This window comes from Nocardioides sp., assembly GCF_036401255.1.
Classification (GTDB): Bacteria; Actinomycetota; Actinomycetes; order Propionibacteriales; family Nocardioidaceae; genus Nocardioides.
The window spans coordinates 1-5,816 of the sequence record NZ_DASWVI010000395.1; the positions used below are offsets into that span (position 1 = coordinate 1).

At 73.5% G+C, this 5,816-nt stretch carries 6 protein-coding genes; 2 read left to right on the top strand and 4 right to left on the bottom strand.

From position 1 onward, the window contains the following. A partial coding sequence (locus VGD85_RS18400) for a helix-turn-helix domain-containing protein (protein WP_331064880.1) occupies nt 1-365 on the top strand: 365 nt, incomplete at its 5' end. A 7-nt stretch (nt 366-372) separates the two neighbouring features. On the opposite strand, the gene VGD85_RS18405 is transcribed toward VGD85_RS18400, so the two are convergent. Then, on the bottom strand, nt 373-1,344 hold the full coding sequence (locus tag VGD85_RS18405; protein ID WP_331064881.1) for an aldo/keto reductase: 972 nt from the start codon (nt 1,342-1,344) through the stop codon (nt 373-375). A gap of 48 nt (nt 1,345-1,392) precedes the next feature. Between VGD85_RS18405 and VGD85_RS18410 the strand changes: the two genes are divergently transcribed. Beyond that, nucleotides 1,393-1,677, top strand: a complete 285-nt coding sequence (locus VGD85_RS18410; RefSeq protein WP_331064882.1) for a hypothetical protein — start codon at nt 1,393-1,395, stop codon at nt 1,675-1,677. Nucleotides 1,678-1,705: 28 nt separating this feature from the next. On the opposite strand, the gene VGD85_RS18415 is transcribed toward VGD85_RS18410, so the two are convergent. The 3 genes from VGD85_RS18415 to VGD85_RS18425 all read right to left on the bottom strand — a co-directional run. Continuing rightward, nucleotides 1,706-1,915 (bottom strand): hypothetical protein, encoded by a 210-nt coding sequence (locus tag VGD85_RS18415; protein ID WP_331064883.1) that lies wholly within the window; start codon nt 1,913-1,915, stop codon nt 1,706-1,708. 92 nt (nt 1,916-2,007) lie between these two features. After that, nucleotides 2,008-5,241: a response regulator gene (locus VGD85_RS18420; RefSeq protein WP_331064884.1), complete on the bottom strand. Its 3,234-nt coding sequence runs from the start codon at nt 5,239-5,241 to the stop codon at nt 2,008-2,010. Between the two features lie 33 nt (nt 5,242-5,274). Further along, nucleotides 5,275-5,816: hypothetical protein (locus VGD85_RS18425; protein ID WP_331064885.1), on the bottom strand; the 542-nt coding region annotated here is incomplete at its 5' end.

Below are 5,816 nucleotides of genomic sequence, written 5' to 3' on the forward strand. Positions count from 1 at the left end.
GGCCCGGCCGCGGCGGCCGGCGGGTCGCCCGGCTCGCGGACATCCAGGTCGAGGCGCTCGTGCTCGAGCTGCGCGACCTGGCGGCCGCCCGCGGGGACCGGCCGACCGGGCCGCTGGCGCGCCTGATCGCGTACGACGAGCGCCACCGCAGCGCGCTCGTCCCGACGCTGCGCGCCTGGCTCGACGCGTTCGGTGACGTCACCGCTGCGGCCGAGGCCCTCTACGTCCACCCGAACACGTTCCGCTACCGGCTGCGGCGGGTGGCCGAGGTCGGAGAGATCGACCTCACCGACCCCGAGGCCCGGTTCGTCGCGATGCTCCAGCTCCGGGTGCTGGCCTCGCGGGACGTGGACAGCAGCTCGTGAGGCCGGTTCAGCGATGCCCGGCGATGGCGTGCGGCACGTAGCCGGCGCCCAGCTCGTCGAGCTCCTCCTGCGAGAGGTCCAGGTCGACCGCGGCCACCGCGTCGGCCAGGTGGGCGGGCTTGGTGACCCCGACGATCGGTGAGGTCACCACCGGCTGGTGCAGCAGCCAGGCGAGCGCGACCTGGGCGCGCGGGACGCCGCGCCGCGCCGCCACGGCCGCGACGGTCTCGACCACCGAGCGGTCCTCGTCGCGGTACAGCGTCGCCCCGAACTCGTCGGTCTCGGTGCGCGCGGTCCCGGCGTCCCAGTCCCGGGTCAGGCGACCGCGCGCCAGCGGGCTCCACGGGATCACGCCGACACCCTGGTCGGCGCACAGCGGGAGCATCTCCCGCTCCTCCTCGCGGTAGAGGAGGTTGTAGTGGTTCTGCATGGCGACGAACGGGGTCCACCCGTGGCGCTCCGCGGTGTGCTGGGCCTTCGCGAACTGCCAGGCGAACATCGACGACGCTCCGAGGTACCTCGCCTTGCCCGCGCGCACGACGTCGTGCAGCGCCTCCATCGTCTCCTCGATGGGCACCGCTGGGTCCCACCGGTGGATCTGGTAGAGGTCCACGTAGTCGGTGCCGAGGCGACGCAACGACTCGTCGATCTCGTGCAGGATCGCCTTGCGCGACAGGCCGGCGCCGTACGGTCCGGGCCGCATCCGGCCGTGCACCTTCGTCGCGATCACGACGTCCTCGCGGCGGGCGAGGTCGCGCAGCGCCCGCCCGGTGATCTCCTCGCTGCTGCCGCCGGAGTAGACGTTCGCGGTGTCGAAGACGGTGATGCCCGCCTCGAGGGCGTCGCGGATGATCGCGCGGCCCGCGTCCTCGTCCAGCACCCACGGATGGCCGCCCCTGCTCGGGTCGCCCCAGCTCATGCACCCCAACGTGATCGCGGAGACGTCGAGTCCGGTGCGGCCCAGCTTCACGTAGCGCATGGCACCAGCCTGCCAGCGTTCGGCAACCGCCGGCGTAGCGTCGCCGCCATGCGACGGACCCGACGGACCCGGCGGACCCGACGGACCCGGCGGACCGGGCGGACCCGGCGGACCCGGCGGCACCGCGCCTACTTCGCGATCATGGGCGCCTGCGTGCTGCTGATCCTGCTGGCGTGGAACGTCGTGCGGCTGTGGTCGACGCCGGCGGCCGTGGTGATGAGCGTGGTCGCCGCGCTGCTGCCGCCGGTGGCGGCGTTCGTGGCCAACCAGGGGGCTCTGGACGACTCGGCGCCGCCGTCCGGCGACGAGCACCCGGGCCCGTCGCCGGACTGACGACCGCACGGACCGCCGGCCGCGGCCCTCACTCGGAAGGCTGGGGGACCTCGACGTTGCAGTCGACCTTGGGGTTGGCGCCGACGTAGTTGAGCGGGCCGGCCACGATCGTCAACGTCGTGTCCCCGGCGGTCTTGCAGGTCACGTCCTGGTCGTCTCCGAAGTAGCCGCGCTGCCACGCGGCCAGCACCCCGATCACCAGCCAGACGACGACGATGATCCCGATCAGGCTCTTCATGGTTGCTCCCTGCCTCGATGTCCCCCCGACACCGGGTCCGTACCCCGACCAGGGCACGGAGGAAACCCGCGGGCCCGGGAGCCGGGCTCAGTTCAGGACCGGGTGTACGCCGCCTGGTAGGCCAGCAGCGCCGAGCGGCCCTGCGCCAGCTCCTCGGCGAGCCGGTCGACGAGGTCGGCGGCCGGCCCGGTCTCGCCGGTGTCGGCGACCAGCTCGATCTCCTGCGCGGTCCGGCCGGCGGCCGTGACGCCGAGGTTGAGGGCGCCTCCGGCGAGCTTGTGGGAGACCTGCTTGAGGGTCGGGGCGTCGCCCGCGGCGAGCGCCTCGCGGATGCTGACCAGCGTCCCGGGAGTGTTGGTGACGAAGTTGCCGATCGCCCGGTCGAGGTAGGCGGTGTTGCCGGGATCGAGGTCGCGGAGCTCGTCGAGCCGCTCGAGGGCGAGCCCCTCGAGCGCCGCTGCCTGGTCGCCCCGGGCGCCCCTGTCGTCGTGCTGGTCCTCGCTCACGACGCGCACGCTACGCGCTGCGGCGCCTGTGGTGGGGCCGACCCACTGGTCGAGCACGGTGGCGAGCGCGGCGGCGTCGACCGGCTTGGTCAAGAAGTCGTCCATGCCCGCCTCGAGGCAGCGGTCCCGCTCGCCCTCGATCGCGGCGGCGGTCATCGCGATCACCGGCAGGCGCGCCGGGCCGGACTCGCCCGCCCGGATCGCCCTCGTCGCCGCGTAGCCGTCCATCTTCGGCATCTGCACGTCCATGAGGACCGCGTCGAAGTGTTCCTCGGCCAGCGCGGTGAGCGCGGCGGCGCCGTCCTCGGCGACTCGTGAGGTGTAGCCCAGGGCGCCGAGCAGACCGACCGCCACCTGCTGGTTGACGGGGTTGTCCTCGACCACCAGCACCCGCCGGGCGGGACCGCGGTCGGTCTCGACCAGCCGGAGCGGCGGCTCGGGACGCTCGTCGACCTGGGCGAGGTGACCGAGCAGCGCGGAGCGCAGCTCCGCACCGAGCACCGGCTTGGTGAGGCAGTCGACGACCCCGGCCATGCGCAGGTCCCACGCCGAGGGGGTGGTCGCGGAGGTCAGCAGGATCACCTGCAGGTCGTACGCCGGATCCAGGTGCAGCGAGCGCGCCAGATCGAGGCCGTCCCGGCCGGGCATCGACAGGTCCACCAGCACCGCCTCGAACGGGTCGCCGGCGTCCCGGCCCTCGGCGATCAGGCGGTCGGCCTCGTCCGCGGAGCCGGCGACGGCGGCCCGCAGCCGCCACCGGGCCAGCTGCTCCTCGAGCACCGACCGGCTGTGCGCGTTGTCGTCGACGACCAGGACCCGACGTCCGGCCAGCCAGCTGCGGGCGTACTCGTCGTCGGCGCCGGTGGCGGAGCCGCTCGCCGTGTCGAGGTCGGCGGTGAACCAGAAGACGCTGCCGCCGCCCGGGTTGGGCTCGAGCCCGATCTCGCCGCCGAGCGCCTGCACGATCTCGCGGGAGATCGCCAGGCCCAGCCCGGTGCCGCCGTAGCGCCGGGTGGTGGATGCGTCGGCCTGGGTGAAGGCGTCGAAGAGCCCCTCGATGTCGGTCTCGGGCACCCCGACCCCGGTGTCGGTGACGCTGACCTGGAGGCGGGTGCGCCCGGCGGGGGTCGGAGCGGCGGTGGCGCGGATGAAGACCTCGCCCTGGTGGGTGAACTTGACGGCGTTCGACCCGAGGTTGGTGATCACCTGGGCGAGCCGGGTCGGGTCGCCGGAGACGACCTCGGGCACGTCGGGGTGGCAGGCCACGATCAGCTCGAGCCCCTTGGTCCGCGCGGCCTCGCCGAGCAGGTTCGCCACCTGGTCGAACACGTCCCGGATCTCGAAGTCGAGGTGTTCGAGCTCGAGCTTGCCGGCCTCGATCTTCGAGAAGTCGAGGATGTCGTTGATGACGCCCAGCAGCGCCCGGCTGGCGACCTGCACGCCGGAGGCGAGCCGGTACTGGTCGGGATCGAGGCGGGTGCGCAGGAGCAGGTCGTTGAGCCCGATCACGCCGTTGAGCGGCGTGCGGATCTCGTGGCTCATCGTGGCCAGGAACTCCGACTTCTGGCGCGAGGCGGCCATCGCCACGTCGCGGGCGTCGGCGAGCTCGCGCTGTCCGCGCTCGCGCTCGGCCACCCGCCCCAGCTGGACGGCCACCTGCTCGACCATCGCCTCGATCAGCTCGTAGCGGTACAGCGGCGGCGCCGAGGTGATCGTGAGCACGGCGACGACCTCGTCGGCGTAGGAGACGGGGAAGGCGATCGTGAGCCGTTCCTCGTCCCAGACCGGAGCGTGCTCGCGGAAGGCGCGCTCGGCGAGGGTCCGCTCCCGGGCCGCCTCGTGCGGTGCCGACAGGTCGGCGGCCCGGTCCCGCGCGTCGACGTAGAGCGGGACCAGGCCCTGGCCCGCGCGGTCGGGGACGAAGCCCCGGCCGCGCACCCAGTCGTCGTGCAGGAGCACGAGGTGCCGGGCCTGGACCAGCACCTCCTCGAGGGTGGCGGCCTCGTTGGAGGCCGTCGCCACCGCCTGGAGGAGCGTGTTCTGGCGGACCTGGTCCTCGAGGGCGATCTCGGCGAGCTTGGTCTCGGTGATGTCCTGGTGGGTGCCGTACATCGAGACCACGCGGCCGGTGTCGTCGGCGACGGAGACGCCGCGCCCGCGGGTCCACACCCACGCCCCGTCGGCGGTGCGCACGCGGGTCACGAACACGAAGTCCGAGGGGGTCTCGCGGGCGGCCTGCACTACCCGGTCCACCTCGTCGCGGTCGTGCTCGTGCAGGAGGCCGAGGAAGCCGGCGTACGTCGCCGGGAACGCCAGCGGGTCCAGGCCGTAGAGCGCGCACAGCTCCTCGGAGGCCCAGATCTCGTCGCTGCCCAGGTCCCACTCCCAGCTCCCGATGCGGGCGATCCGGTGCGCCTCCGCGAGCCGGCGTCGGCTCGTCGTCAGGTCGTCCACGGCGCGGCGTCGGTCGCTGTAGTCGGTGAGGCGGTGCAGCACGGTGACGGAGCCGTCGTCGCCGTGCAGGAGGCGCTCGCTCACCGTCACCCACATCGAGCTGCCGTCGCGGCGCAGGAACCGGCACTCGACGTCGTGGTCGTTGACGCGGCCGGCGCGCAGCTGGGTGAGGTGGGCCGCGAACTGCGCCCGGCCGACCTCGTCGAGGGAGTCGAAGACGGTGAGCTCGAGCATCTCGGCCTCGTCGACGCCGAAGAACGCGCGCAACGCGGGGTTCGCGTAGAGAGTCCTGCCGTCGAGGTCGAAGACCCAGATCCCGTCCGTCGACGCCTCGACGATGTCCCGGTACAGCCCCGCGAGCTCCATCTCACCTCCCGCAGACACGATAGGGGCGCAGGGTCACCCCTCGTCGGAGATCAGGTAGTCGCCGTCGGTGCCTTGCAGGGTGAGGGTGACGTCGTCGGTGGCCTGGGAGCCGTCGCGGCGCACGTACGCGACGGTGTAGCTGATCCGCCGGGACGCCGGATCGGCCCGGGCGTCGACCAGGTCGGCGGACTCGATGCTCTTCCAGAAGGAGTTGTACTGCCCGAACCCGCCGCTCGCGGCCTGGAAGTCCGGGGTCAGCATCGTCCAGGCCGACTTGGGGTCGGAGGTCACGGTCGCGAGGTACTGCGCGACGAACCCCTCCATCCCGTCCGCGGTCACGTCGGCCGGCTGCGAGGGGCCCGACGGGCTCGAGGAGGGGCTGCCGGTGCGGCCACCGGTCCGCTCGGCGCGCGGCGTCCTGCCGTCGTCGTCGCCCCCGTTGCCCGCGGTGAAGGCCAGCCACCCGAGCACGCCGATCGCGACCACCGCGACGACGGCCGCGAGCACCGGCAGGAGCCGGCGGGCGGTCGCGCGGTCACCGCGGTGGTCGGGGACCGCGGTGACGGGGCTGCCGA